Annotated in this window: 25 protein-coding genes and 3 pseudogenes; 12 read left to right on the forward strand and 16 right to left on the reverse strand. The window is 59.3% G+C overall.

All coding sequences use genetic code 11. The features are described from left to right. Nucleotides 1-175: 175 nt before the first annotated feature. Nucleotides 176-1,294, reverse strand: a complete 1,119-nt coding sequence (locus ACVI1L_RS06870; protein WP_076829431.1) for an NAD(P)/FAD-dependent oxidoreductase — start codon at nt 1,292-1,294, stop codon at nt 176-178. A 142-nt stretch (nt 1,295-1,436) separates the two neighbouring features. Beyond that, on the reverse strand, nt 1,437-2,942 hold the full coding sequence (locus ACVI1L_RS06875) for an FAD-dependent oxidoreductase (protein WP_456785524.1): 1,506 nt from the start codon (nt 2,940-2,942) through the stop codon (nt 1,437-1,439). A gap of 166 nt (nt 2,943-3,108) precedes the next feature. Between ACVI1L_RS06875 and ACVI1L_RS06880 the strand changes: the two genes are divergently transcribed. The 4 genes and pseudogenes from ACVI1L_RS06880 (at nt 3,109) to ACVI1L_RS06895 (ending at nt 5,912) form a co-directional block, all read left to right on the forward strand. After that, a complete protein-coding gene (locus tag ACVI1L_RS06880) occupies nt 3,109-3,624 on the forward strand; it encodes a YciE/YciF ferroxidase family protein (protein ID WP_076829434.1) in 516 nt (171 codons plus the stop codon). 70 nt (nt 3,625-3,694) lie between these two features. After that, entirely contained in the window at nt 3,695-4,210 is a 516-nt protein-coding gene (locus tag ACVI1L_RS06885; RefSeq protein WP_456782562.1) for an inorganic diphosphatase, read from the forward strand. A gap of 456 nt (nt 4,211-4,666) precedes the next feature. After that, nucleotides 4,667-4,864, forward strand: a pseudogene (locus tag ACVI1L_RS06890) (DUF6496 domain-containing protein); the annotation flags it as partial. A 487-nt stretch (nt 4,865-5,351) separates the two neighbouring features. After that, on the forward strand, nt 5,352-5,912 hold the full coding sequence (locus tag ACVI1L_RS06895; protein ID WP_028343205.1) for a DUF4142 domain-containing protein: 561 nt from the start codon (nt 5,352-5,354) through the stop codon (nt 5,910-5,912). Between the two features lie 146 nt (nt 5,913-6,058). Here ACVI1L_RS06895 and ACVI1L_RS06900 read toward each other — a convergent pair whose 3' ends face one another. The 6 genes and pseudogenes from ACVI1L_RS06900 to ACVI1L_RS06925 all read right to left on the reverse strand — a co-directional run bounded on the left by ACVI1L_RS06900 (nt 6,059) and on the right by ACVI1L_RS06925 (nt 10,596). Further along, the gene (locus ACVI1L_RS06900) at nt 6,059-6,184 is read right to left on the reverse strand and encodes a hypothetical protein (RefSeq protein ID WP_256521279.1); all 126 of its coding nucleotides are present in this window, start codon (nt 6,182-6,184) and stop codon (nt 6,059-6,061) included. A gap of 747 nt (nt 6,185-6,931) precedes the next feature. Continuing rightward, nucleotides 6,932-7,486: a hypothetical protein gene (locus tag ACVI1L_RS06905; protein WP_028344071.1), complete on the reverse strand. Its 555-nt coding sequence runs from the start codon at nt 7,484-7,486 to the stop codon at nt 6,932-6,934. 20 nt (nt 7,487-7,506) lie between these two features. Next, entirely contained in the window at nt 7,507-7,668 is a 162-nt protein-coding gene (locus ACVI1L_RS06910; RefSeq protein WP_075968978.1) for a DUF2934 domain-containing protein, read from the reverse strand. Between the two features lie 382 nt (nt 7,669-8,050). Beyond that, a pseudogene (locus ACVI1L_RS06915) lies at nt 8,051-9,093 on the reverse strand (ROK family protein). 553 nt (nt 9,094-9,646) lie between these two features. Then, the gene (locus ACVI1L_RS06920) at nt 9,647-9,994 is read right to left on the reverse strand and encodes a DUF3147 family protein (RefSeq protein WP_456782563.1); all 348 of its coding nucleotides are present in this window, start codon (nt 9,992-9,994) and stop codon (nt 9,647-9,649) included. Then, the gene (locus ACVI1L_RS06925) at nt 9,991-10,596 is read right to left on the reverse strand and encodes a cupin domain-containing protein (protein WP_456782564.1); all 606 of its coding nucleotides are present in this window, start codon (nt 10,594-10,596) and stop codon (nt 9,991-9,993) included. The genes ACVI1L_RS06920 and ACVI1L_RS06925 overlap by 4 nt, the downstream gene beginning before the upstream one ends. A gap of 768 nt (nt 10,597-11,364) precedes the next feature. On the opposite strand from ACVI1L_RS06925, the gene ACVI1L_RS06930 reads away from it, so the two are divergent. Then, nucleotides 11,365-12,633 (forward strand): DUF892 family protein, encoded by a 1,269-nt coding sequence (locus tag ACVI1L_RS06930; protein WP_229190175.1) that lies wholly within the window; start codon nt 11,365-11,367, stop codon nt 12,631-12,633. 302 nt (nt 12,634-12,935) lie between these two features. Here the strand turns inward: ACVI1L_RS06930 and ACVI1L_RS06935 are convergent, their stop codons facing one another. From ACVI1L_RS06935 to ACVI1L_RS06950, 4 genes are all read right to left on the reverse strand, one after another. Further along, complete coding sequence (locus ACVI1L_RS06935; RefSeq protein WP_309249314.1) at nt 12,936-13,214, reverse strand: hypothetical protein; 279 nt, start codon at nt 13,212-13,214, stop codon at nt 12,936-12,938. Nucleotides 13,215-13,407: 193 nt separating this feature from the next. Then, nucleotides 13,408-13,563 (reverse strand): hypothetical protein, encoded by a 156-nt coding sequence (locus ACVI1L_RS06940; RefSeq protein ID WP_176731294.1) that lies wholly within the window; start codon nt 13,561-13,563, stop codon nt 13,408-13,410. Nucleotides 13,564-13,634: 71 nt separating this feature from the next. Continuing rightward, nucleotides 13,635-13,862: a hypothetical protein gene (locus ACVI1L_RS06945; RefSeq protein WP_233475235.1), complete on the reverse strand. Its 228-nt coding sequence runs from the start codon at nt 13,860-13,862 to the stop codon at nt 13,635-13,637. 505 nt (nt 13,863-14,367) lie between these two features. Next, nucleotides 14,368-14,595, reverse strand: coding sequence for a hypothetical protein (locus ACVI1L_RS06950; protein ID WP_076829459.1), 228 nt, complete (start codon nt 14,593-14,595; stop codon nt 14,368-14,370). Nucleotides 14,596-14,834: 239 nt separating this feature from the next. On the opposite strand from ACVI1L_RS06950, the gene ACVI1L_RS06955 reads away from it, so the two are divergent. Further along, entirely contained in the window at nt 14,835-16,229 is a 1,395-nt protein-coding gene (locus ACVI1L_RS06955) for a carbohydrate porin (protein ID WP_456785525.1), read from the forward strand. A 75-nt stretch (nt 16,230-16,304) separates the two neighbouring features. After that, entirely contained in the window at nt 16,305-16,556 is a 252-nt protein-coding gene (locus tag ACVI1L_RS06960; protein ID WP_456782565.1) for a hypothetical protein, read from the forward strand. Nucleotides 16,557-16,579: 23 nt separating this feature from the next. Here the strand turns inward: ACVI1L_RS06960 and ACVI1L_RS06965 are convergent, their stop codons facing one another. Further along, nucleotides 16,580-16,999, reverse strand: coding sequence for a hypothetical protein (locus ACVI1L_RS06965; protein WP_456782566.1), 420 nt, complete (start codon nt 16,997-16,999; stop codon nt 16,580-16,582). Between the two features lie 120 nt (nt 17,000-17,119). Here ACVI1L_RS06965 and ACVI1L_RS06970 point away from each other — a divergent pair, with 120 nt between their 5' ends. The 3 genes and pseudogenes from ACVI1L_RS06970 (at nt 17,120) to ACVI1L_RS06980 (ending at nt 18,348) form a co-directional block, all read left to right on the forward strand. Then, complete coding sequence (locus ACVI1L_RS06970) at nt 17,120-17,434, forward strand: hypothetical protein (protein ID WP_157183483.1); 315 nt, start codon at nt 17,120-17,122, stop codon at nt 17,432-17,434. Nucleotides 17,435-17,811: 377 nt separating this feature from the next. Continuing rightward, a pseudogene (locus ACVI1L_RS06975) lies at nt 17,812-17,961 on the forward strand (GTPase); the annotation flags it as partial. Between the two features lie 138 nt (nt 17,962-18,099). Continuing rightward, complete coding sequence (locus tag ACVI1L_RS06980; RefSeq protein WP_028344455.1) at nt 18,100-18,348, forward strand: DUF6894 family protein; 249 nt, start codon at nt 18,100-18,102, stop codon at nt 18,346-18,348. A 1,109-nt stretch (nt 18,349-19,457) separates the two neighbouring features. Here the strand turns inward: ACVI1L_RS06980 and ACVI1L_RS06985 are convergent. Together ACVI1L_RS06985 and ACVI1L_RS06990 are read right to left on the reverse strand one after the other, a co-directional pair. Continuing rightward, nucleotides 19,458-19,634: a hypothetical protein gene (locus ACVI1L_RS06985; RefSeq protein WP_456782567.1), complete on the reverse strand. Its 177-nt coding sequence runs from the start codon at nt 19,632-19,634 to the stop codon at nt 19,458-19,460. Nucleotides 19,635-20,138: 504 nt separating this feature from the next. After that, complete coding sequence (locus tag ACVI1L_RS06990) at nt 20,139-20,465, reverse strand: hypothetical protein (protein WP_456782568.1); 327 nt, start codon at nt 20,463-20,465, stop codon at nt 20,139-20,141. A gap of 769 nt (nt 20,466-21,234) precedes the next feature. Between ACVI1L_RS06990 and ACVI1L_RS06995 the strand changes: the two genes are divergently transcribed. Together ACVI1L_RS06995 and ACVI1L_RS07000 are read left to right on the forward strand one after the other, a co-directional pair. Beyond that, nucleotides 21,235-21,516, forward strand: coding sequence for a type II toxin-antitoxin system RelE/ParE family toxin (locus ACVI1L_RS06995; protein WP_092088745.1), 282 nt, complete (start codon nt 21,235-21,237; stop codon nt 21,514-21,516). Nucleotides 21,517-21,535: 19 nt separating this feature from the next. Beyond that, nucleotides 21,536-21,838, forward strand: a complete 303-nt coding sequence (locus ACVI1L_RS07000; RefSeq protein WP_092088747.1) for a HigA family addiction module antitoxin — start codon at nt 21,536-21,538, stop codon at nt 21,836-21,838. Between the two features lie 749 nt (nt 21,839-22,587). Here ACVI1L_RS07000 and ACVI1L_RS07005 read toward each other — a convergent pair. Beyond that, entirely contained in the window at nt 22,588-23,292 is a 705-nt protein-coding gene (locus ACVI1L_RS07005) for a DnaB-like helicase C-terminal domain-containing protein (RefSeq protein WP_083714969.1), read from the reverse strand. Between the last annotated feature and the right edge of the window lie 619 nt (nt 23,293-23,911).

Below are 23,911 nucleotides of genomic sequence, written 5' to 3' on the forward strand. Positions count from 1 at the left end.
GAAGCGCAATCCAGCACAGACGTTTCGGAAGGCGTGAGACCGCCCGCACGGTGCGGCAAAGGAAAGAAGGGCAGCCGCCGGGCCAGGTGCTCGCATTTCTGCGTGATGTGGTGCGAGAGGCTCCGCTGCCCTCGGTGCTCGTCGCCTTCATGCTGGGCTGCCTGATCGCGCGTCGTTAGCCGGGAATATCGCGATCAATCGCAAGATCATCGAACAGGGGCGAAGAACCTCCGGCAAGCATCGCCGCCAGAAGTTCCGCCGCGAGGAAGCTGAAGGTAATGCCGTTGCCGCCATAGCCAAAGGCGGCGAAGATATTCTTGGAGCCGGGCACCCTGCCGATCAACGGCAAGCCGTCATGGGTGGTATCGAAGGCGCCCGACCAGCCGAACGCCACATCTTCCGATGCATGCGGCCAAAGCGCCTTCAGATAATCTTTGAGCGCCCTCACCTTGGCAGGCGTGGCGTCATCACGAGCGTCAGGCTCGATGAGCGTACGGTCATCTTCGCCACCAAGGATGATGCGGCCATCAGCGGTGGTCCGCGCATAGTGATAGTTCCGGCTCGCTTCCCAGATGAGCGCCTGTTCGGGCCACAGATGGCCTGGCTGCCGCCGGCTCGCGATGACCCAGCTGGAAGCTGGTTGCTGCGCCGTGGGCCGCACAATATCCGGCATCACATAGCCGGTCGCGAGCACAACCTGGCGCGCCTCGATCGAAAGTCCGTTCTCAAGGCCGACGGTGACTCTCTGGGCCGTGCTGTCGTAGGCAACCGCGTTGGCCTTGAGAAGGCGGGCACCGCGTTGCAGGGAGATATCAAGCAGGCCATGTGTGAGCAGCACAGGATCGGCATCAGCCGCGTCCCTTGACAAAAGGGCGCCCGCCCGCGCGATGCCGAAGCGCTTCAGCAGCGCGGCGTGATCGAGATAGAGGGAAGGCAGATCGGCGCGGCTCCTCAGCGCATATTCATCCTGAACAAGGTTCGGACTGTCATCGACGACGAGATAGAGCGAGAGACGCCGTCGCATCTGGCAGGCAATTCCATGCTGCCTAACCAGGGACGGCAGGCCTTGCGCGGCATGGTGGCTGGCCCGATAGCAGCGAACGGCCTTCTCGAAACCATAGAGCTGCGCGAGTTCGAACAGCGGCCGGTCGATTTCCCAGAGCAGCATGGCGGTGCTGGCCACCGTGCTGCCGAGACTGGGAAGCTCGCGATCGATGACGACCACCTGGCGGCCTTGCCGTGTCAGGCGCTCGGCCATCAGCGCACCGGTGATGCCGGCGCCGATGATCAACACCTCGCACCGAAAGCTGTCAACGATCGGCTCAATTGGCAGCGGCCGTAGGACGGCCCACGGTGTGCGCGGGCTACGCAGATCGCCCTGCTCGATGTCCTCGTCCTTGAAGATGGAACGCTCCCTGAGCCTTGACCGGATCTCGCTAGACCTTTACCGGGCGCAAAGCCGACACGGCCGGAGCATTGATCGGCCGTCCGTTGGGCGCAAAGATCGAACCGTGGCACGGACAATCCCAGCAGCTCTCGAAGCTGTTCCAGTGCAGATGACAGCCAATATGCGTGCAACTGGCCGAATGAAGATGCAGTTCGCCAGCCTTGTCCTTGTAGGCTGCGATCTTTTCGAGTCCCCGCCGCAGAATGGCGCCCTCACCCGGCTGAAGCTCTTCGAGCGAAGCGATTTCACCCGGCGCCACATATTCCGCGAGGTTTTGCAGGATCGTCATGTTCTCGCGCAGGAAATTCCGCGCCGCTGCGAGCGGCTTGCGATCCGGCGCATAGACGGACTTCCACGGATGATCTTCGCCCAGAATGAGGGCTGTGTTCAGCATCGCGCCCATCACACCATGGGTCAGACCCTGGCCTGAATCGCCCATTGCAAGGTAAATGCGCTCGCTGCCGGGCTCGCGGCCGATGAAGCCGGCATAGTCGATCGTGTCGAGAACCTGACCCGACCAGCGATGGGTTATGCGGTCCAAAGCCGGGATCAATTCACGCGCCCAGTTCTCCAGCCGAGCAAAGCGCTGGTCGGCATCGTTGGCCTCACCGCTTTTATGGTCTTCGCCGCCGACCAGCACGAAATCAACCTCCTCGGGGCCCGTTTGCAACCGCACATAATGGTAGGGATCTTCGGTGTCCCAATAGAGCGCGTCGGCCAGTTCGCCCCGCGCGATGGCAAAGGCGAGCACGTAAGTGCGGTAAGGAGCAACCTTGGTATGCAGTTGAAAGCGGTCGGCGATTGATGCGTTGGTCGCGATGACAGCATGCGCGGCCGTGATCTGCCCCTGTGAGGTTCGCAGCGTGACGCCGCCGTCATGTTCGGCGACTTCCTCGACCGGGCTGTTGGCAAAGAAACGGACGCTGCCGCTTGCGCAAGCGGCAGCAAGTCCGGCGAGATATTTGAGGGGATGGAATTTTGCCTGGCGCGGATAGCGCAAGACGTGCCGGCTCTCGCAGCCCTTGAGCGGCACGCCGACCAGCCGGTGCACCGGTGCGCCGACCTCGCGCACCGCTTCCAGCTCCTCATCGAATATGTCGGCCGGCATGCCATTGCCTTGAAAAAGATAACCGTCAAGACGGAGAAAGTCGCAGGCAATTTTCTCGCTTGTCTGGATTTCCTCGACGCGATCCACGGCGGCGGCCTGACTTTCGTAGAACAGCTTGGCGGCCTCGGCGCGGCGCAGCTTCCTGAATTCGCTCATCAAATCATCGCAGAGCGGCGCAAGATGCGCCGAAGTGCGCGCCGTCATGCCGCTTGCGATACCCTTGCGGTCGATGACGATGACCGAGCGGCCGCGCTTCATCAATTCGTACGCCGTCGACAGTCCGGCGATGCCCGAACCAACCACGGCGACATCGCATTGCACATCGCCTTTGAGGGCACCCGCCTCCGGCAGGATTTCGGTCTCCATCCAGAGCGAGGTGCTGACCATGTTGAACTCCACCCAAAGAGGCAAAACGCGGCCTGTTTGCGCGAGTTCCTGCGGACGCACGAGGCGCCCCACCATCATAATCTTCCCGGCCGGCTGCGGCGTTCACGCCCAGGAACCAGCACGGCGAGCATGCGTTCCCCCCGCTTTAGGAGCGAGGAGCGGCGTCATGGGACTATTCACCAAAGACATCAAGACGATGGATGATCTTCTGCTGCATGGCTTGCAGGACATCTATTATGCCGAGCAGCAGATCACCAAGGCCCTGCCGAAAATGATCGACAAAGCCAACAACCGGGATCTGGCCACGGGCCTCAAGAGCCATCTCGAGGAGACCAACAAGCAGATCGAGCGTCTCGAAAAGGTGTTCGAGAAACTCGGCCAATCGCCAAGCGGCACGCAATGCCCAGCCATCGACGGGATCATCAAGGAAGCCGACGAGACGGCCGGCGAGATCGAGGACAAGACGGTGCTGGATGCGGCGCTCGTCGCCAACGCGCAGGCCGTCGAGCACTACGAGATATGCCGCTACGGCACCTTGATCGCCTGGGCGGAGGAGCTCGGCCACGACGATATCGTGCGCTTCCTTACCACGAACCTAAACGAAGAGAAGGCCGCGAACGCCAAGCTCAATACGGTTGCGTTGCGCAAGGGCGTCAACAAGAAGGCCTCCACCTCCGCCTGATTCCCGGCAGGGCTCGGCGGATCGATTTCCGTCGGGCCCGCTGCTCCTTTTGAGGCCCGAGTCGTCCGCCATGACCAATCTGACAAAACTACCGAGTTGGGCCGACGATAACAACATCTTCGCCGTGGTCGAGACGCCGCGCGGCAGTTCGTGCAAGCTCGATTTCGATCCGAAGCTTGGCGTTTTTGCCTTGGCGAAGCCACTGATGGCCGGGCTGACCTATCCCTACGACTGGGGGTTCATTCCCTCGACCAAGGCCGAGGATGGCGATCCGCTGGATGTGCTGATCTTGCATGACGCGCAGACCTATCCGGGCGTCGTGCTGCGCTGCCGTCCCATCGGCATTCTCGAAGTCGAACAGAAGAAAAAGGGCAAGACGGAGCGCAACGATCGGGTGTTTGCGGTGCCTGATAGATCACCGCTCGAAACTAATCTCAAGGATATCCGCAATCTTCCCACCCATGCACGCGATGACCTCGAACAGTTCTTTCGAGCAACGAATGCGCTGGAGAACAAGGAGCTGAAGTTTCTCGGCTGGCATGGTCCCAGCCGTGCGGCCAAGACCATCAAACGGCTGGCCCGCTGAATCGGGCTCGAAATAGGAGGTGAACCCTTGGGACGAACCATCGTGTGGCTACCCTGATCCCTTGGTTGATGCAGCAACAATTTCCGGGACTATTTGCGGTTCAAGCTGACGGGCTGTCGCCTCCGCCGACCATCCAATCCTCGATACCTTCTTCATCTTCCTCGGTGCTAAGCCGCCAACCGCGTCGGCCGGCTTGGTCGGATGGCTGGTGCTTGAGCCGAATTCTGGTGCGGTGCATCGATCGAGGTTCTCCAACCTATCAAGCGTGAAACATCTGACAGCGTTCCTATGAGGACACCGCATTCGGTATATCCTCTAACGGATGCCCGGAATGTGCGTTGGAACTTGCCAGCGCCATCTAGATTGTCGATGCGGTGGATGGGAAAGCCGACAGCGCGGAAGTCATGCTTCTGGCAGTTCAACTAGCAGCGTCTTTTAGTGGAAAGTGAAGAACCCATGGCAAAAAAAGCCAAGAAGAAGCGTCGCTACTCGAAGAGCTCGGGCTCGGACGTCAAGAGCGAGATGCGACGGTACAAGAAGGGGACGGCCAAAAGTGGCCGTGGCGGAAAGGGCGGCAAGGTAAAAAGCAAGAAGCAGGCGATCGCGATCGGACTTTCCAAGGCCCGCAAAAAAGGCAAGAAAGTCCCCAAGAAAAAGAAGTAATGGAGCCGATGTACAGGTCGCTGCGTAGTGACGCGTATACCTCCGCCACGTTTACCGGCACTCGGCTTAAAACTTCAGGGTAGTGCGTAGGCCAACCACCACCTCGCCTTTGACGATAGCTTGGCCAAGAACAGGGCGGGAATCAGCGAAAAGCGCAAATGCGACGGCTACTGCGTCCAGTTCCGCCTCAACCGCAAGGAGGTCTACACCCGCAACAGGCTCGTTTGGTCACGGGATCGTTCCACCGCCCGAGCGGTCGAAGATGCCGCAAGACCGATTACTTGAGGCCGCTGCTATCTGGCGGGTCTCCTGTTGCGGCCGGTCGCCACTACGACGTCTTGATCGCCTGGATGGAAAGCTCAGCCACACGATATCGTTCGATCCCTCGCCGCCAAATTCGACGAGCAGACGGCGACTAAGCTCAACTAACGCCTCGCAAGGGCGTCAATTGCAAGACCGCAAACTGATGGAGATACACATGAGACGCACTATAATAGCAATCGCGTGCATTTTGCTGGCGACACCGGTCATGGCGCAATCCGTCAGCGAAAAGACCGGGGTCAATTCCGTGCTCGGGGTCAGCCCCTCGACGGTGGATTTTGTCAAGCAGGTCGCGATATCGGACATGTTTGAAATCGAGTCTAACAAGCTCGCACAGCAGAAGGGAAATGCAGCGGAGAAAACTTTCGCTTCCCAGATGGTAACGGACCACACCAAAACCAGCACCGAGCTGAAGGGACTTGTCACCAGTGGCAAGGTGAAAGCCGAATTGCCCAGCGCTCTCGATTCATCGCACCAAAGCAAGCTCGACAAGCTGAAGGGTGCCAACGGTAACGACTTCAGCTCGGAGTTCAATTCGATGCAGGTCAGCGCTCATAAGGATGCCGTCGACCTGTTCGAGCGCTATGCCAAGGGCGGCGATAACGCGGATCTGAAGAATTGGGCCGGCAAAACCCTGCCGGCGCTTAAGCATCATCTTGAGATGGCGCAGGATCTCGACAAGAAGCCCGCGCCTACGGTCGGCGAGGGCAAGAAATAGCGGAAGGACGGAGCCGTTGCGAGGCGGCTCCTTTCCCCTTTTGCTGCCGCTGGCGGTTGGCCGCCCGGTCTGGGATTCGGCAATGCACCCAGATTCCGTCGACCCGGCAGAAATCGCAGTCGACGTTTTCGAGTTCCAGGATAGCTTCAGCGGTCAATCGCGGTCATGACGCTTTGGTAGTAAGGCGCACATTCCTCGCCGCGCGCGCCCACGAGCTCCTTGGAATAGTCGTCCAGCGCTGTGGCGAGATGCGCGGTCGTGCGCGCCGTCATGGCGGTGTCGATCCAGCACGATCACGGAGCGCCCACGGCTTGCAAGCTCCACGCCACCGGCAGCCCAGCAATGCCAGAACCGACCACGACCACGTCCGCCCGGTCGGATCCCGACAGGCTAGCAACTTCGACCACCGGGACATTCATCCAGAGCGATTGCGTATATTCATCTCGCACGCAGAGTTCTTGGCCAATAACGGAGGCGCGCCTGAGCAACGGGCGCTTTGGCGGCCTAACAGGTATCCCCTCCTATCCGCTCGACCATCCCGGAGGCCTGCTCGCTCCCCGGCAACTACTGCAAGCTGGCATGCCACCGCGAGCGGAGCATCCTGGCGAGCTCGGCACTGCCATCACGCTTCAAAACACCTCAAGTTAAGGTTTAGCTATCATCAGCCAGAGTATAGCGGCCACCGCCATGAACACTGGAATGCCGAAGGCAAACCACAGCCAGCAGATTCGGTGAGACGAGAGATACAGCACCATCGACCACGATCCATCCTTCCCAGAAGGAGTAACCGACGTGCAGCACAAGCAGCGAGCCTGTTGACGGGCTGTGCAACGACAGCGGTGGTTGTGAAGATACAATCCGCGCCTCGTTGAGATCGTGCCAGGACACCTAATGTCGGCGATTCTACTCATCGAAAGGACCGAATGGCCGTGCGAGGAAAGCCAGCCACAATAGCGGACCTTAAAAGTCCTGTCGCTCCGATGACGGCAACCTTCATTGATGGTGCTCCGCGTTCGGAGCTAAGCCCTCTTCCGCGACCGTAAGCCTCGAACGAATTCCTCCATATAGGGAAGGACTTCAAACAGCAGGACCGCGAATAGAAACGCCGCCACATACGTCCATGGTAATGGCTCTCGCTTCAGGGCGAGTTCGTAACGTGCGGGCCCAGAACCCAGTCCCCAAAGGCTGAGGAATTGCGGCCAGTTTAAGATGATGACGATCACCATCGCCATGAGAGGCATCAGCTCGAGAAAACTATGGACCTGCTGTTCGATGGGCGTGATGCTCCGCTTATGGCTGGCGAATGTTGTATCCCAGAGGGCTGTCAGCTGGTGCGTAACAAAGCCCACGATCATAGCCGCAATAATAAGAGCGTTGATTTCAAAAAAAATCGCCGCCAGCAATGGTATCGCAAGTTCGATCAACATCAACAGATGAAGTAGGGTTTCCTTATAGCCGCTTGTCGTCTCAATCCGAGATGCGCGATGGCAAAGATAATCAGCAAACCCCGCCAATAACCAAAGGGGCAGCACAAAGTACAGCAATACAGTTTCGGCTGCTGCGGAATGAGACATCCGGTTAGCGCTTCTTCTCCTTACAGGCTATCTGGAGTGCGGAGGGGAGATGACTTGTCCTCGTTTCGCAACTCCTGCTCCGCCAACCGCCAGAATTCTTCCTCCCGGCCTTCGGGCTTGCCGCTCCGCTCCCATATCTCGTAGGCGCGCTTCTCGATTTCCTTTTCGGTCGGTTGGGTCACCACGTGCCTCCTTCAACTCTGTAGGGATCGTGGGCTGGGTTTCCGCTAATCACGGCCTCTTCGACGGTTAGTCGGCAGCGACACGCTCGGCCGCCGCTATCACAGCAGTCATTTCCACTCGCTAGCGCCGATCCCTCCTTCCGGTGATAAACCCGCGAAGTCAGCGAGGTTCCTCCGTTGAAACCTTGCCCTATGAGCGGCAAAAAGTCGCCCTTGGCCGAACGAAATGGCGGTGGTGACCGCCGCCTATGCCAGTTCAGGAAGGAAATTTCAGCTGCCTCCTGAGATGCCGATCTTGGTCTCCCCCAAAAACGCGTTTCATAACCCAGCCAACGATCGGCCCTCATTTTACCGGATATCGAGCCACCTTCTTCCCATAACCTCAGCGTTCGCCTTTGCCATTGCGGTTGGTAAAGCGGGCGTTGCTGAGACCGGTGCCGATCGTCAGCACGCCCCAACGCTTCACGTCTTGCATGAAGGGGACCTCAGAAAGTCCCTGCACGACCCCATCGTTGTGCATGATGACCGCGGTGTCGTTCTCCCCGATCTGCGGGATCGCCTGGACGAGACTTGCGGGTACATTGAACTTGCTGCTCTCCCAGTTGCCGGGCAAGTTCTGCGCGCCCTTCTCGATCGAGCCGTCGCTCTTGATAACGCCTGGGCATGCGATGCCGATGAATGGCGCGAGCTTGAATCCCTCGTCTTCCGCCTTCGCGATCAGTTCTTTGAGCATCTTGACAAGGCGCCTCACAGCGTTCTCACGCGACGGCTCGTCGTCGGCATGACGCCATAGCTCGAACTGCCACACGCACGCCTTGGAGAGGTTCGGCGCCTTCTTGCGTCGCGTTTCCACGACGCCGCAGCGGATGTTCGTGCCTCCGATGTCCACGGTCCAGGATGGAGCGAGATATAGCGCGCCGATAAGGCCGGCGTCGTCCGGATGAGAATGGATCGGGAGCATCTCGACCTTATAGTTGTCCGCCTTCAGGAGGATTTCGGCCCGGGCGATGGCGAGTTCGCCGAGGCGGCTGTCCCGAAAACCGCCGCCCACTACGATGCGCTCGGTTTTTTCCCGGGCCTTGGCTTTTAGGAACCGCCGCGTTACGCGGGCGAGCTCCTGTGCAAAGTCCTCGATGCGCTGTGGACGACAACGGAGGCTTCGGGATCGTCGCCGCCAAGGACGGCGTCGAGCTCCTTTTTGCTGATATCTTCGGAAAGCTCCTTCCCGAAGGGATCTTCGCCAAATTTGCGCAGCGGCTTTCGCCATTTTTCGAGAGTTTCCCGGAAGGCGCCCTTGCTGGCACGGTCCCCCAGGAATTCGTCCTCATCTTTAAGTTTGAGGTTGAAACTGTCGATCTCGACCCACGGGAGGCGAGAGGCGCCGTGTGCGGCTATGCCGGTGGTCTTGATCGTTTCGTCGGCCATTATAAACCTTGCACAAGCCGCGTGCAGCAACTGGACTGCTTTGCATTCAACCCGCGCCGATAACCGCAGTTCCTCTGGTCTCCCTTGTGCACGATCTTGGGACGAACCGTGCTGCATTTCGCCCGGCCCTCAAATGCCCCAATAGGACCTCAAGTGCCCCAACAGGAGTCGCGTCAGCCCGTGTACTGCTGGGAAATCAATATCTGGGCGGGTGACGGTGCCGATATGAATGCCCGGAAGGTAGCTCGGCCATGACGAGATCAAACTTCCTCATTGCGAACTAATGAAGAAAAGATCGCCAGCCCGTCTATCGCGTTCGCGAATTCGTGGAGCCGCTGGGCTCTTTCACGGTCCGCGTCGATCTCATTTTCCGGCGCACGTACCAAGCCGCTACCGCGATAGTCAACCAGGCGAGGGAGGCGCCGACGAAGACGGCGGGGATGTTGCCGCGTGGGATTAGCATCGAGAAACCAACCGCGAAGGCCAGCATGCCCAGCGCGCCGAGCGTACCAGCGGCCTTCCTTGAGAGATGATGTTGAAAAGCGGATCGGGCTCACGTCTGACCTCCAGCGAAAACCAGCAGCCCGAAAGCGGCGACCAGCCAAGTGACGAGTGACAGCAAGGTCGCCGTCACCGCTCGCAGCTTTGCGCGGACAAGCAGATGGCAGGCGACGACACTGTAGATGGCGAGCGCAACCGCTCCCGCAATCATCGCCTGAGCTTGCAAGGCGGCGTAATTGGCCCCGTGCTGATACACCGCGATCCCAAGCGTCGCGAGCGCGACCGAGGGTGCTGCTCCGAACAGGCCGGCGAAGCTCTTTGGACGCAGGAGATCTCCCAGCATCGCGAAGACCGATACGACGGCGCCCCCGAGGACGAAGCGGATGACGTACTCGGTCATTTCGCTTTCTTCCAGAGCTTCGAGAGCGGCCCGCCGGCCCCATAGACCGGATCCTTACGCGGCACCGAAACCTTCGGAATGGCTTTCAGCGCTCGCTGACGGTCTTCGACGCTCGTGCACTCGTCGTATGTACCGGTCGGCGGGTATGCCCCGATGACGAGGAACTCATCGCCCGCGGAAAGGCACTGATGGCCTGTGCCGGCGGGAAGAACCGCGATGTCCCCAGCCTTCAGGGTGAAGATCTTCCCTTTGTTGCCGCCGAACCGAACGCGGCCCTTGCCGCGCGCGATGCCGAGCACCTCATGGATCCTGGAGTGATAATGCACGTAATCGTAGATGCCATCCCGCCAGCTATCTCCCCATCCGTTCGCTTCAAATAGGTCTTCGATCACGGCTGCGGCGTCCAGGTCCTCGTCGAAAGCGACCGCGTTTCGATACAGTACGAGCGGCCATCGCGGGTGATTTGGAATGAGACCGTCGTCCTTAAAGCGAACCGTAACAGGCTTTCGCGCTCGCGCGAGATCCACAGCCTTCCGCTTGCCGGGGCGCTTCAGACCGGTTGCGCGCTCCATGTATCCCTTCAGGTCTTCAAGAGTCGGCATGATCATCCTCCTTTGAAATTCCGTTCGAGTAGCCGGTCCAAAGCCGGAGGACCCGTTCGAGAATCGCCCCGAGTGCGAAGCCGGCAACGACATCGCTCGCCCAATGCGCCAGGATCGCAATGCGAGTGAGCGACAGCCCGACCGCAATCGCGCGGATCGCCCGCCGGGGACCAGCCGGCAACCCGCTGGCCGCCGGTGCCAGTCCATGTGCAGCGCGTGGCCTGAGGGAAACGCATCTTTTCGTTTGCCGGAAAGCGGGACGCCATGCACATGCCCAATCACCGTCCGGATCCGGCCGAGTTTGGTCGAATACGAGTTTTAAATCACGGGGCAGCAGCGACGCAGTGACCGTCACTGGCAGAGCATGGTTTCCTGCGCGCCGCAGCGGCACACCACAACCGCGCGAGGCAAGCCAGCCGACGGCTGTCAGGACCAGAAGAAGCTTCTCATCTGCGCCCCAGGTCAGGGCGCGGGCCACCTGCTGCGAGGCCGGCGCAGTGCTGCGGGCGATTGAATGTGCCACCGCGATTCCGCTCTGGTCGGTCTAACATTCACCGGAAAGCTTGGAGCTAGCGATCTTGAACATGTCTCAACGATCGGAAAGATAAGTACCTCCCCAACGCTCAACGTGCCGTCGAGGTCCTCCCCCGGCTTTCCAACAAGGAAAGTCGGCGGTTCGGCGTCCGGGCAGGAATCCTCCGTCCGATAGGAACAAACGATCCTGGCTTCCGTTCGGGATGATCTCCCCTCTCATTGCAAGGCCTTTCGATGTACCACCATGTCAAGAAGCTGATGTTCACTGTCCGCGTCGACGAACCAGACCCTCGTTTTGGCAACATGCTTCTTGAACAGTTCGGTGGTGCCAACGGCGAGCTCGCCGCCGCGATGCAATATTCAATACAGGGGCTCAACTGCGAGGATCCGGATCGCAAGGACCTGCTGATGGATATTGGCACCGAGGAACTGAGTCACCTCGAAGTCGTGGGGACACTCGCCCGGATGCATCTCAAGCCGGCGAAGTTCGATCGCCAGGCCGCCGAAGCCGATCCCCTGATTGCGATCGCTGGTGGCGGCGGCGTGAACCTATTCAATTCCCAGGGCAATGCGTGGACGGCCGATTACCTGAAGATAACCGGCGAGCTCGACGTCGATCTGCGCAGCAACATCGCCGCCGAAGCGCGGGCCAAGATCGTCTATGAACGCCTAATCAATTTCTGCGACGACGCCGGTACCAAGGACGCGCTGCAGTTCCTGATGACGCGGGAAATCACACACATGAGAGCGTTCGCGCTGGCGCTCGAGAGCATGGCCAAGCCCGCTTTCAGCATCGGCCGCATCGCCCCAACACCGGGACTGGTCGACCAGTTCTTCAACGACTCCACCGGGGCCGGCGACCACGGCGAGATCGACGCCCGCGGTCCGTGGAACGAGGGCAATGGCTGGGTCTTCACGGAATCGCCAGCGATCCAGGCTGACCCCGGCGCGTCCGCCGCGATCGTCGCGGAAAGTTCGCCGCCAGACGACCAAGCCGGGCTTGGCGACTTGTTGATCGATGAGCTCCGCGACATCCTGCATGCCGAAAAGCAACTCACCAAGACGCTTCCGAAGATGGCCGAGGCAGCTCGCTTCGATCAGTTGCGAGAGCTGTTTGAGCAACATCTCGTCGAGACCGAAAACCAGGTGGAGCGCATCAATGAATGCTTCGAGTTGCTCGGCAAGACCGTCCGAGCGAAGCCTTGCAAGGGAATGATGGGGCTTATCGAGGAAGGCCAGGAAATCATGGCTGAGGGAGAGGAAAAGGAAGACGCGGCCGCGGACCTCGCCTTAATCGGAGCTGCACAGCGTGTGGAGCACTATGAAATCTCGGCTTACACCACGGCGAAGAATCTCGCCCAGCAGCTACGCCATAGTGCAGTCGTCGCGCTGTTGTCGAAGTCACTTGCGGAAGAGGAGAATTCTGATCAGTTGCTAAACCAAGTCGCTCGATCTCTGATGTCGGTAGCCAAAATGCCAGCCGCGATCGAACAGGCCGAATAACGCCGGCTGGCGGGGCCGCAAGTGCTCAGGGCCCGAAGGACCGCAAGACCGGCAGTTCCTGTCAGATACCGGAGTGAGAAGCGCTGCGCCATACCTCGGTCATCTTTTGGGTATTCAGTATCCCAATATGATGGCACTTCGCCGGATTTTCGGCCAACATATGAATTGGATCTAGGATGAAAGAGGCCGCCAACTGAGGCGGCCTCTACGACATCCGCAGCCAAATCAACGCCGCGACGCCAAAGGCGCGCTCGGCCATGCCGGAACTCTCAGGCCAGCAGCTAAAGCCACGTTGACGTAGGTCAAGCTAGGTGGACGGCTGGAGTCCGGGAGAGGAGCCACTCGCTCATGTGAGCGCCAGTCTCAGCCTGTCGGGTCTCCTTCAACAGCTCTTCTTTCTCGATACCTGGTGGAAGCCCGCTGGCTTCGTCGCGCAGGCTCTTGGCCTCTTCTGTCAACCGCACTTCTAGAGAATGCTCTTGTTTGAAACGACGCCGCTTTTGCATGCGTTGCTCCACTTCCATTAGCGATGCTCTGTTGATTTTTGGACAGAAGGCGCGTTCCTCTCGGAAATTGTTCACCAATTATCGCTAGTTCGAGGCCTCCGAGTCGGGCTGCCCTGTGCCCTCGGCTTTGCTTCTGGCTTCGAACGCCTCTTGCTCCGACTGCGAGCGTCTCCGGAGTAGGCCTAGCCAGCCCTGCGCCACACGGAGACGATCCTCGTCCGAGATCGCTTTGTCAGCTTGCCGCGCGCTGACTGGCGGCAGCGCCGGTTCATTCGCTGCTCGGTCCGGCAACATGTCGCGGCTCGAGCAAGCTCAGCGCGGTGTCGATCTTCGCGAGCAGCTTCTCGATTTTGTCACGCTCTTCCGGAGCAGGATCGCCCAGCGCATTTAGCCGCTCGACAGTATCCAGATCGCTGATCGACAACGCCAGGCGTCGGCATCCCTGCGCCTCCGCGAGCCAAACTCGTCTTCCAACCGGCGGGTTGCAAAAAGCGCTCAACCGCCCTTCAGCGCGTCCTTGACTTGCGTCGCAGGCCAGCTGTCGCCCACGGGCCTCGCGCGCACCTTTGCGCCACTACCGACCAGGACATGAGACGCAACTTCGTCGTCTGCATCGAGAACCATCAGGTCCGTCTCGGGCTCCCAGTTCAGCGTCAAGTCGAGATCGCCCGGAAAGATCTGCCATCTCGAGCCGTCATCGAGCTCGACGATGTGGCTTTGCAAGTGCGCGCGTATCTTCATGATTCAAACGGCATGCGGCTGCTGTGGGGGGCGTTCGACGGACGTGGAGCGTCGTAGCCGGCCATCCTCGCCATGGCCGCACTTGGCGCATCTCAGCCGAACGTCCTGATGGGAATAGGGGGCGTTCGGGCCCGCCGCCATAGGCCAAGCGCCGCAGTTGGGGCACTTCACCAAAAGGGTATCGGTTTCGATCATCGGCGGCTCCGTAGCTGCGCCCCATTCGAGGGTCAACGTACGGCGGTTGGCGTGGTTGCCTGGCTTCGTCCGCTGCCCGTCCGAAAAGGGCGCCGGCCCGGCAGAAAAGCGACTCGCCTGACATGACCGGACGGGCCGCTTCGTGATCATCGTAGTTTGATCAGTGTATGTGAATCAGCCAATAGCCGGCGCCGCCGATCACGATGACGGCGGGAACGGCCCACAACAGAAATACAGGCATCGTTCATCCTCCTTGTCCTTCCGACCGGCCCGAACCATGGCCGACGGATCATCACTGTTCGGTGCAGACCTTGGTGGTCTTCACGGCGGATTCGGCTTCCGTCTTGGTCTTATAGACGCCGTCGCCAACGACCGTCGTGGTGGTAGTTGTCGGCTTTGTGTCGACGACCGTGCATTTCTTAGTCGCGGCATCGCGCACGATGTAGAATTCGGCGGCGCTCGCAGCCTGCGCACCGAGCACAAAAGCGGCAAGGGCGCCGCAGACGATCAGCTTATTCATCTCACTCTCCTCCATTTCTGGCCCCACTCACGAACGGCAGCGTCAAGGCAAAGTTCCGATTGTTCCCGGGGTTGCCGTTTTCAAAGCCGGCTCGCCTCTCGCGCTGCCGCAAAAATCACGGGCTTGGAAAATCACCTGGGCGGAACCGGCCAGCGCGCGCGCCCTCTTGAGTTTGCTATTCAACCGTGTCCCAATGTGCCCCTGTCTTGCGGACTCCTCGCTATGCGGTTCGATTGAACATGGTCGTTAGATGCCTGACGCTGACGGTCCTTGTTGCGGGGCTTCTCGCCGGCACCCACGCTTTCGCGCAGGAAGACAAGAAGACCGACGAAGACAAGCCTGCCGATCCGGACACCGGCGAGAGCACCATCGAGGAGAAGACGCTTGGACTTCTGCCGAACAAGTTTCAAAAATACGGGATCAAATTCGCCGCGACCTACATCGGCGAGACGCTCGGAAATTTCTCCGGCGGGCTGAAGCAGGGAGCGATCTATGAAGGCCGGCTGAACCTTGCCGTCGATGTCGACCTGCAGAAGCTCGCCGGCATCGACAAGCTTACCTTCCACGCCAATATGTTCCAGATTCACGGTGCGGGACTGTCGCGCAACTATCTCGACAATCTCTTCGTCGTCAGCGGCATCGAGGCATTGCCGTCGACGCGACTTTACGAAGCCTACTTCGAGAAGCAGTGGGGTAACAAAAAGGTCTCCCTGAAGTTCGGGCAGCTCGCCGCCGATAGCGAGTTCTTCAACACGAAATATACAGATGTCTTCACCAACGCATCGATGGGGTGGCCGGCAATCACATCTCTCGACCTGCCCAGCGGCGGTCCGTCGCCGCCGTTGGCGGCAATGGGCACCCGGCTGCTGGTCAACATCACGGATCAGCTATCCATTCTTGGCGGCGTCTTCGACGGCAACCAGGCGGGTCCGGGCCCAGGCGATCCACAACAACGCAACCGATATGGCGTCAACTTCCGGATTAACGATCCGCCCCTTCTGCTGGGCCAAATCCAGTACTCCTGGAACAACACGAAGGGCGATCCCAATCTGACGGGCCAGATCAAGTTCGGCGGGTGGCGTCACCTCGGGCCATTCTCCGATCTTCAACTCGCCAGCAACGGCGTTTCGCTTGCGGCGCCGGCCAGCAGCGGCACTCCCCTGATGTTGACAGGCGATGTCGGCGGATGGGCAGTCTTCGAGCAGCAGATTTATCGCGTGCCCAAAAGCGATGATCGGGGAATCGGCGTTTTCGCTCGCATCTCCGGCGCTCCCGCGGACCGCAATCTGATTGATCTCTACGCTGACGCCGGACTCGAGTTCATCGGCCTCAGCGACAAACGACCAGACGACAAATTCGGCATCGCTGCTGGCTACGCCCACGTCTCGAGGCGGGCTCAGTCACTGGACGTCGACTATCGCGTACTCTTTGGTCCGATATGGCCGGTGCGCAGCTTCGAAGGACTGTTGACGGCGGTGTATCAATATCAGTTACGGGACGGCTGGACCCTGCAGCCAAATTTCCAATACATCATTCATCCCGGGGGCGGAGCAACGGACCCGGCGGGGCCGATCCCGGGCCGAGCGCTTAAGAACGCAACAGTCTTCGGCCTACGCACGACTTTGAAATTCTAGGAGGCAGATTCCGCCGTTAATCGACGAAAACAGCTAGACGATCATACGGCTCCAAAGGGCGTAACGCACGAGAGCGTGGATGCGATCGACGCGGTTCGCATCGTTGGCAATATTGGCGCCCACATGGAAAAGGACGTGAATCTAATCGTCGACATCGAGCCCGGCGAGGCTCAGATGTTGATTGACTTGATCGAGATGCTTTCTGATGAAAAGCATAAGCGAGAAATGCGGCTGGCGGAAATCAAAGCGCTCAGCGCTAACAAGGCGAATGAACTGGCCGCGGCAAAGGCGGCGGCTCCAAATGCGGCTAATCCGGAGGCCACCTAAGTCGCGTAAAGCTCCAATCCGATTTACTTCACGCCGGAATCGCGCTTGTTTCGCTTATAAAGCTCCTGGTCAACGGCGCTAGCTTGGAACAGCGCGGGTGCAGCACCCATGCTCAGGCTGAAGCCGGGTGCGTGAGGGATGAGCGGAAACGCATGTGCGAGAGCGTCTGTGCAACCCGCTTGGGTGAACTCGCAGCTTATTGTCGCTGGCGGCGGATGTCCCCCAGTGACCAGACATGATGATTGCGACTTCTTGAAGTAGTGCGTTCGCTGCCCGTTCATTGTGGCGGCGCCGGTACCGCATGGCTTGTAGAACGTTCCAACCTGCGTCTGAAGCTGTCGCTCCGCGTAGTAGTCAACTTCATAGTCTCGGCTCGCGCCTGCCTTTGCTTGTGTCCCGACTACGATTCCGACCATTGCGATACCGAGGAAAACGAATCTCATGAACGATCTCCCAATACACGAGCCACTTGACGCATTCGGTTGTGTTCAACAACTCACTCTATCGCGTCGGGAGCGTTCTGTCGCTGTATTTCACGGGTCGGCCTCGCGCGGGATAAGTCAGTGATCCATTTGGATCACGACGGACGGGCCTTCGATGCCCATGATGTCTGGACTGCTGGATTCGTCCACTCTGAACAATTTTTGCTCTTTGGACTTGGCTTGGCCACTTCGTTCAATCATCGCCATCGGCAATTTCTGGAGCACCTTCGGGGCGGTGAATGGGTCCCCGCTGTCGATCTGCCAGATCAGGCAAAGTTGAAGCTGACCTTACTTCGCCATCAGTGGATTGAGATTCGAGAAGCTGACGGAAAGGTCAGCTATCGCATTACTGCTGGCGGGCTTGCGGAGATGAGCAAGCCTACCAGGGTTCGCTAAACAAGCCCCCGCTCAGCTGCCATGCGCCGCGCCCCAACCTCCAGATAGAGTCGCGCCGCCCCGAATGCCGATTCTCGGTGCCGGTCCATCCAGCAACTGCTGGAAGCGCGCCCTGCGCCATTCTTCAGCCAGGCAAAGACCCGTTCGGGTGATGGCCTAGAGAAGTAGCCCCAGCGCGGGGGCGTCGCTGGAGCTCGGCTTCCGTCGTTGTCGGAATGCCGCGGGGGGTAGTGCGCGCGCTGATCGTGGCGCCGCCACGCACCGGCAAAACGGTGCTGATGCAGAACATCGCGCACTCCATCACCGCCAATCAACGCTGATTGGGAAACAGCGGCGTGAGGTTGTCGAAATTGACCTTGTGCTTCGACTTGTCCGGAGGCGAGCGGTTGCGCGACGGCCTGGTGGTCGCGACCGCCGGTCCGCCGAATGTCGGCAAATCAACCCTGATCAATCAGCTCGCCAAGCGCGAGGTCGCGATCGTCTCGCCGCATGCCGGCACGACCCGCGATGTGATCGAGGTGCAGCTCCGCCGATGACCCAACCGCCGAATGAGGACCTGTTCCTGTGCTCCCCAAACAGGCCGCCCGCATTTCAAAAAGCGGGGCCACTAGGAACGCGCCTCCGAATTTCGCTTTGAAATGTTAGGAAATGAATGGGCGCGCTCAATGCCTCGGTATTACTTCGATTTAAAGGATGGCAACGGAACAACCCCTGACGAGGAAGGCCTCGATCTTCGGGATCTGGACGCGGCACAGGACGAGGCTGCGCGATCTTTAGGCGGCATGGCCCGTGATGCCGTAGCGACCCTCAGCGGTAGCGGCGCTGAGCAAATGGAGATCGAGGTCCGGGACGACGCCGGCCCCGTTATGACGGTCCGCTTTTCCTTCGCGATCAGCCGCAACAAAGTGAGCTAACCTCAAACTGCAAAAACGGCCCCAGCGCCCGGGAAGAGCACTGAGGCCGAGGGGTCGTCCCACTCCTCATCAAAGCGAGACTAGAACCGCGCCTGTGGCCCTCTGTTCCAAAAAAAAGGCCCCAGCGAGGGGACTGGCTGGGGCCTAGACTGATTGCCGAACCGCTGTCCGCCAGGATGCAGCGGTCGTCATTTTAGGGCTGTAAAAATAGGAAATGAAAATCACCTGCCCCATGCCATGGAGGATCTTGGCAAAGTAGGGTTCCCGAAATAACCGAAGTGAATCTTGCGCCCGGCGGAGCGCACTTTCTGCATCAATTTGTTACAGCGAGATATCCTACCTTTCTCGCAGGGCGAACACGCACCTGATGGTTCAGTGGCGAGGCACAAAGAAGAGCCCGACGCCGATTAGGCGCCAGCTTATGTTCACTATTGAGCAAAATCGCTCCAGCGTCATCTGCCCGTAGGCGTCGGTGGTGAGAGACCGAGAGCGCTCCCGCCTGCAAAGCCAAGGAGCACAGCCATGCCAATCCAACCTGTTCATCGGGTTCACGATGAAGCCGCCCAAATATCCAAGCAGACCGCATTCGTCCGCGAACCCATTGCAAAGGCGGCTGAACTATTAAAAACTACCTCCGCCTGACACCTTCCTCGGCCGCAAAACGCACGATCCTTTCCCGCAAGAGGAGAGCCAGCACGGGAACCCGCAATCCTAACCTGCGTTTTCCCGGCAGTGTTTTGGCGGAGAGCCCGATGGCGTCGCCAATATCGCCTACAGACAAAAAGTATCTGTGCCCGATTTGTCGCGAGCTAGCGTTGATCCTTTCGGCAGCAACGCTTGCCTTCGCGTCCCGGACGATATCCGATCTTAGCTGCCCTAATGGGCACAGCATCAGAATCACACCCGGGGGCAAGGTCGTAACTTCCTCAACATCCCGGCGTGAACGAAAGGGCGCTGGGAAAGTCTAGGGAGGGAAACAGGCGTGAAGGCATCAGGCCGAGCTACCGCCTGTCCAGAAGATCAGGCGGATTCGTTCGCCACTCGCGCCACTCCTGAGCGCGATGGCGATGGTGAGAACCGAGAGAACGATCATGAAGGCTGGAACTCCATCACATCCTGGCTTTGACGAAGTCGGCGAGATGGTTAGCGGCTCGCGCCAATGAAGCGGATGCTTCCTTCAGTTCATCCTGAGCCTTCTTCAACCGCTCTTCCTGCTGCGTGAAATCTTTGTCCCCGCGCCCGTCGCCGGCGAAGATGCGTCGAAACTGATTGATGATCTGGTTCATCGCTTTGCCCGTATCTCTGAGGTCAGGGCTTCCAACGCGGTACGCGTGCTGTGAATGGCTTCGGCGAGGCGATCGGCAGCCAACACGCGCTTGTCATAGCTTTCGGTCAGCTGGTTTTCGAGCAGCTGGATTCGGATATCCTTTCCACTTCGCATTGCCCTACCGCTTAAGTCGCGCGACAATTTTCGCCGCCAGCTTTGGCGATGAACAGCTAGCCAAAGATGGCTCCCATCCATTGATCCAGTGGGGAGGGAAGCGCAGCAATCGTCCACGACTGTGGAAAGGCGCATGCCTTGCACCAAAGGACTGAATAGATGCATACAGCAGCAAACCAGAAGCCTGCTGGCACGATGAACAGTAGTGGGAACCACCATCCGCGACCGGTTAAAATAGCGACTTGAGACGAGAGGTAGGACTTCGCGAGATCGGCCTTGACCTGCTCTCGGGTCGTCTCATTGTTAATCGCGTTGTCCACGGTACTGAAGATGCGGTCAAGCGGCCCCTTCAAGAACCATCCAATGACGGTCTCCCACATCGGTCAGGCCTTCCCAACCGATCGAAGCCGAGCCGCGATAGTGATGGCTGAGATCCCATCAACACGTAAGCGAGGTACTGCGGGTTGTCCTCCAGCGCCTCCATCACTTGGGCCTTCAGATCAGGATCGCCAAGCGCCGCGGCAATTGGATCAAGCCACTGAAATACGGTCCCGATGCCGGTCAGGAACAAGCCCCATAGCACCATGACCGAACGCCCCGTGAGCGCCCAGACCTTGCCCCAGAACGTGTTGGCTTCAGCGTAGAAGCTCTTGAGCGCCGGGATCGCATGGAGCACCGGGCTAGGAACATGAAATAGACTTGGAAGCACCAGATCGCCATCGCATGGTCGACACCGATATCCCACGCGGTGTTCACGCGCAGATAGCGATTCACCGCGACATCGGGGATCCGGCCGCCCTGCTCTGCCTCTCGGATCTGCTTGCCCCAACAGGAGCCGAGAACCGCAGCCTCGAAGGAACAGAAATATTCCTGCTCGATCAGCGCATCGCCGGCCTCGTCGCCGTAGATACTCCCTGCGCTGGATCTCAACGGCTTCACGCGAGATCGCGCCCGTGTTGTCGACAGTCAGAACCTGCGCGAACCAGTCAGAGCTCTCGCGCGCCACGTCCAGTATCGACTTGGCGTGGTTGGATCGGGGCGAGATACGCATACGCTGCTGGGTTCGCAAGCGCCCGTTTGGAGAATGTCACACCGGCTGGAGGAGACCCGACGTCGAGTTATAGCTATCCGAGCCGACGACCTGACAGGTCGCCCCGTTCTTGAACCGAATGAAAAGATCGCTTTGCGCCCCTGCGGGCCGCTCGAATGCCGACGCGGCCGCCCAGTGCAGGCAAACGTCATCCTTGCCGGCTCGACGATGCCAAATCCCGATCGCGCGCCGACGCCCGGCTTCAAAGCGCACTCCAGAGCGGCGTGGTAATCCCGCGGCTCCCACCTATTCGGTAGGAGGATTCCGCATCGGAAAACTTGCGGATCTACAAGAACGTATCATATTATGATACAAACCTCTTGCGAGGCGTATCACCGTATGATACACTCCGATCATGATCAAGAGCTTCAAGGACGAGCTGACCGAAGCAGCCTTCAACGGCAAAGCCAAGAAAGGCTTTCCGGCCGATCTGCTCAAGCTAGCTCGCCGTAAGCTCCAGTATCTGAACGCAGCTGTGAACCTACGCGACCTTTTGGCCCCTCCCGGCAATCACCTTGAAGCCCTGAAAGGCGACCGCAAGGGGCAATATTCCATCCGCGTGAACGATAAGTTCCGCATTTGCTTCACATGGACCGCTGAAGGTCCAAAGGAGGTCGAGTTCGTTGACTACCACTAGCCAGACCAAGGAGGGTCATATGGCAAAGAAACTGCCCCCAATGCACCCCGGTGAGGTGCTACGCGAGGAATTTCTCATCCCGCTCGACATTTCGGCCGGTGCGCTCGCCAAGGTTTGCGGCGTTCCCCGTACCAGGATTGAGCGTATTGCGAACGAGGAGACCTCGATTACCGCGGACACTGCTCTTCGCCTGTCCAAGGCGCTGAAAACCTCTGCTCAGCTTTGGCTGAACCTGCAGAATGCCTATGACGTGCAGATGGCCGAACAAGAACTTGGCAGCGACCTGGAAAAGATCAAACCGATCGACGCGAAAGCTGCCTGAAACGAGAGACGCCCGGACGGGAGCCGCCGGGCGCATCTATTCACTCAAGCTGATTTGCGCGCGAATATTGGCTACGACTGCAAAAGTCAATCCACTGGGGATCTCGCTCCACACGGCCGGCTGTCTACCGGAAGTACGTCATGCCGCCAACGACGATCGACAGGACAAAAACCAAAGTGGCAGCTCCAATAATCCACGGCATGTCACGGCGTTCTCTGGGGGTCATGTTACTTCCTCATGTGTACGTCCTCGAGCGCCTTAGGCGGCTGTAGCCCTGGCGATGTCAGCCACTCGTTGATATGGGCTGCCGTTTCGGCCTGACGCGCTCGGCGGAGATATAGCTCGCGCTGAGTGCCCGGCGGGAGCTGCGCAGCAGCGACCCTGAAGCGAGCGGCCTCCTCGGCCAATCTCTCTTCGAATGTCTTGGTATGTTTCGTTCGATTGCGACGCTTGATGACCACAGCGCACTCCTTTCCGTTGCAAGAAGGCGGGAGCGCGGTGACGGCGATCTCATCACCGATAGATACCCAAAGCCGTGCGGTGATGAGGAATAAATACTAGGGGCAGCGGCGGGCTTCTATATCCCACGTTACTCGCTTAAATAATTGTTTTCATTCAAAAATACTCAAACGGTTCAAAATGCTCATTCGTCTCCTAATGACACTTTCGCTATGCATTTGTCACGCTGCCTGATCTCGCCATCTCCTCAAAGCATCGTCGCGCCGGGATGTATCCTGAACGCAGCGAGATCAACCGCCCGCTCCATCGTCGCGCCCGGCGCCTCGTACCACCCACCTGCCCGCTTGATCGGCATCATGTCGCATTGCACCGGCTTGGAGATGTTGGTCGCGATCGCGCGGTTCGGCACCCAGAGGGCAGCGCACCGCCAGCTTGGTCGGCGACGATGCCTGCAGCCGCGTGATCGTCGCGACCAAGTCGAGCGCATAGCTGTGCTGCGGGGTCACAGAATACCCTGACGAGTCAGTGGGCCCGCTTCGCTGCTTCGTAACGATGATCTCGAGGCGGTTGTGGCAGCTTTCGATCTTCGTCTGCCACTCCATGTGCTCGGGTGTGCCCGGCTTCGGCTCGAGCTTGGACGGGTAATATTCCTCCCTGAAGAGAAACAGCACCGTGTCGGCGTCCGCCTCAATGTCGCCGCTCTCACGCAGATCGGAAAGCTGTGGCCGCTTGTCATCTCGTTTCTCGACTTCTCGATTGAGCTGCGCGAGCAGGATGACGACGATATTCAGCTCCTTGGCCAGCGACTTCAGACCACCGCAGATCTCGCCGATCTCATAGTGACGCTGGCCACGATATTGGGATGACGCTTTCAGGTACTTCAGATAGTCGATGACGATGAAGCCCAGCCGGCGCCCTTCCCGCTGCGCCCGCTCGGCGAGACTTCTGGTTCTGGCGCTCACCTCGCCAACGGAAAGCGAGGATGTATCGTCGATGTAGAGCGGGAGTGAGCCTCACAAACAAAAAGCGCCCTGGTCGCGAGCACCGGACGCTCCTGTTTGGCTGCCAAAACCTTGCGGACGTCAGCTCTAGTCTCCTATCCCGTCGAGTATCCCCAGCTCACGCCCCTCTTTTGGAGTACAATACATGCTTCTAGATCTTCCAGCACGTGACCAAAAACCACGGCTTGTCTCGCCTCGTGACGCGCCTGAAGGCACAATCAATCGACGTCCACGAGGGACGCCTAAAAGGCATGTGAGGTTGAGGTTAGTGTGCCACACCCATCATGCGCCGGACGACTTGCCGACGATTTCGTTTCCGGCGATCTCAAACGGTTTGGAATCGAACGCCGCTTAGAGTCGAGAGCGATCCAGCGCTCGCGACTTTCGTCATAGATGCATCGTCATCAAATGGACATGGACCGTCATAGGCGCTCCGTGGAGAAGGTCCTACTCGCTAATCTCACGATGCCGAGCACAAGATGCTCGGCGTACTCGTATGGCACGGGCGCGACGGCCGTGCCATTGCGATCGATGACTTGGCAACCGACACAAGGAGGCCAGCAACCGGGATGTTCCAGGATCCCCCTTGTCCCATGGACCCGGTCGGCTCGAT

The organism is Bradyrhizobium sp. USDA 4516 (assembly GCF_054055915.1).

Coding starts and splice junctions, on each gene's coding strand:
- ACVI1L_RS06885 (WP_456782562.1), top strand. CDS start 3,695: ATGACCAATCTGACAAAACTACCGAGTTGGGCCGACGATAACAACATC.
- ACVI1L_RS06980 (WP_028344455.1), top strand. CDS start 18,100: ATGCCTCGGTATTACTTCGATTTAAAGGATGGCAACGGAACAACCCCT.
- ACVI1L_RS06895 (WP_028343205.1), top strand. CDS start 5,352: ATGAGACGCACTATAATAGCAATCGCGTGCATTTTGCTGGCGACACCG.
- ACVI1L_RS06950 (WP_076829459.1), bottom strand. CDS start 14,595: ATGAATAAGCTGATCGTCTGCGGCGCCCTTGCCGCTTTTGTGCTCGGT.
- ACVI1L_RS06880 (WP_076829434.1), top strand. CDS start 3,109: ATGGGACTATTCACCAAAGACATCAAGACGATGGATGATCTTCTGCTG.
- ACVI1L_RS06905 (WP_028344071.1), bottom strand. CDS start 7,486: ATGTCTCATTCCGCAGCAGCCGAAACTGTATTGCTGTACTTTGTGCTG.
- ACVI1L_RS06955 (WP_456785525.1), top strand. CDS start 14,835: ATGGTCGTTAGATGCCTGACGCTGACGGTCCTTGTTGCGGGGCTTCTC.
- ACVI1L_RS06925 (WP_456782564.1), bottom strand. CDS start 10,596: ATGCCGACTCTTGAAGACCTGAAGGGATACATGGAGCGCGCAACCGGT.
- ACVI1L_RS06930 (WP_229190175.1), top strand. CDS start 11,365: ATGTACCACCATGTCAAGAAGCTGATGTTCACTGTCCGCGTCGACGAA.
- ACVI1L_RS06995 (WP_092088745.1), top strand. CDS start 21,235: ATGATCAAGAGCTTCAAGGACGAGCTGACCGAAGCAGCCTTCAACGGC.
- ACVI1L_RS06875 (WP_456785524.1), bottom strand. CDS start 2,942: ATGGTCAGCACCTCGCTCTGGATGGAGACCGAAATCCTGCCGGAGGCG.
- ACVI1L_RS06900 (WP_256521279.1), bottom strand. CDS start 6,184: ATGACGGCGCGCACGACCGCGCATCTCGCCACAGCGCTGGACGACTAT.
- ACVI1L_RS06985 (WP_456782567.1), bottom strand. CDS start 19,634: ATGAACCAGATCATCAATCAGTTTCGACGCATCTTCGCCGGCGACGGG.
- ACVI1L_RS07000 (WP_092088747.1), top strand. CDS start 21,536: ATGGCAAAGAAACTGCCCCCAATGCACCCCGGTGAGGTGCTACGCGAG.
- ACVI1L_RS06965 (WP_456782566.1), bottom strand. CDS start 16,999: ATGAGATTCGTTTTCCTCGGTATCGCAATGGTCGGAATCGTAGTCGGG.
- ACVI1L_RS06920 (WP_456782563.1), bottom strand. CDS start 9,994: ATGACCGAGTACGTCATCCGCTTCGTCCTCGGGGGCGCCGTCGTATCG.